Annotated in this window: 1 protein-coding gene and 1 pseudogene; both read left to right on the top strand. The window is 47.2% G+C overall.

Going from position 1 to position 2,011, the window contains the following annotated elements:
• Positions 1-1,526: beta strand repeat-containing protein (locus ACO0LK_RS26935; RefSeq protein WP_422980597.1), on the top strand; the 1,526-nt coding region annotated here is incomplete at its 5' end.
• Between the two features lie 277 nt (positions 1,527-1,803).
• Positions 1,804-2,011, top strand: a pseudogene (locus ACO0LK_RS26930) (hypothetical protein); the annotation flags it as partial.

Raw genomic sequence — 2,011 nt, 5'->3', positions numbered from 1 at the left:
TATCTGGCGGTGCAGTGGTAACAACAGGTGTTGTTGGTACATCCCCAGTCAACGGTGGTGGTACAGCATTGTCTGCAACAGCATTCGTAGCTGGCGGTACTTACACAAGCTTGGCCAATGTGAACGATAACTTCACAGGTGTGTACGCTGCACTGAATGGCACTACTATCAACGGTAATGCTGGTGACACAGACACTATCACTTTCACTGATGCAGTAAGTTTCACAGCTGGCGCAGCCGGCTTGAATAACGGCACTAACGGCGGCACAATTTCCAATATCAAAACATTGACATTGGGTAATTTCGCAAATACCGTTGGATTCGTTAATACTGCTGCAGGTGCTACTACAGGCATCACTACTATCAACGGTGGTACAGGTAATGACTCTGTTGACTTTACTAATTCTGGCAACTCATTGCTGGCTGGTAATGTTAACTTGGGCCTGGGTAACAACACTCTGACACTGGAAACAGCTAAGACTTACACAGGTACCTTCAGTGCAGGTGCAGGCGTAGCAGATATATTGGTAGCAACTGGTGCGAATATCGCCGGTGCTAATGTTGCTGGTTTTGAAACTCTGTTCTTGGGTGGTGGTGCTACAACTACTCTGACAGCAGCGCAATATAATGCTTTCACAACTTTCAATGCAGCCGCTGGTGCTGACGTTGTTACGCTGACTACTGCTGGCACGATCACAGGTACAACATTGGCTGGTACAGCCGGTATTGAATCTTATAATCTGGCTAATGGTACAAACTCTGTAACACTGGCGCTGTCCGGTGTTAATCAAACCTTCACTGGCGGCACAGGTAATGACACGTTCACTACTACAGCTGCTAATCTGGCTTGGAAAACACTCAACGCAGCTGGTGGTACTGGTGATACATTGACCGTTACTGATGCAATTGCAGCAGCATTCACCCTGAAAGCATCTTCTGCTGCTGGTGCAGTAGTGACAGGTGTTGAAATAGTAAACTTCAATGCAAGTACTGGTGCAAACGTTGTAACAATGTTCGACGGCGTAGCAACAGTGAATGCAGCTGGTGGTAATTTCGTTCTGGGTACTGGTGGCCAAACACTGATCTCCAGCGGCGCAGTTACTGTCACAGGTGGCGCAGGTGTTGATTCAATCACACTGTCCTCCGGTGCTGATACTATTGATGCAACTAACACTATTGCTGGTACACGTTCCACCATCGGTGCTATCGATACAGTGACAAACTTCAAAGTTGCTGGTGTTGACGTGTTCAAGACAGGCACAGCAGCAACAACATTGAACTTGTTGTCTATCGCTACAGCTGATACATCCACACTGGCAGCAGCCATCGCTACAGCAGCAACAGCCGCTGGTGCATCCTTGGCAGCTACTACCCAGGCTTACGTCATCACTGTAGCCGCAGGTACAGCAGCTGGTACATACGCCTTCCAAAACGTCGGCGGCACTGTTGGTACAGTTGATGCAACTGACTTTATCGTTAAATTGGTTGGCGCAGGTTCCATCGTTGCCGGCGACTTCATCGCTTAATTCAGTAGCAAGCAATGCAATAAGGGGTACTCCGGTACCCATGCAACAGGGAGAGAACAGCCTCCCTGTTGTGCAAAACAAAAAACCCACCTCTGTAAAGCGGTGGGTTTTTTTTGCAACTAAAATTGGAATTACCTCAATTTAATTCGTATTTGTGACTCAAGTCACATTTTTGTGTAAAAGCCCATGCTAATCTCGCATTGCTGAAAAAGTATAGATTCCAGAGGCTACTGGCGTTTACTTATTGGTAACATCAATCATAAATTAGGAGTTCTAAATGGCTAATGCAGCTAGTGATATCCAAAAGCTTTACATCGCTTATTTCAACCGTCCAGCGGACCCATTGGGCCTGGCTTATTGGACAGCGTCCAACCTGTCCCTCAAAGACATCGCGCAAAGCTTCTCCGTTCAGAAAGAATACGCAGACACGTATGCCAACCTGACCACAGCGCAAACCGTCAACACCATCTACAAAAACCTGTTCG

The sequence above is a fragment of the Undibacterium sp. Ji49W genome, assembly GCF_049340205.1.
Taxonomy (GTDB): domain Bacteria; phylum Pseudomonadota; class Gammaproteobacteria; order Burkholderiales; family Burkholderiaceae_D; genus Undibacterium.
This window is presented reverse-complemented; position numbering and strand designations above follow the sequence as displayed.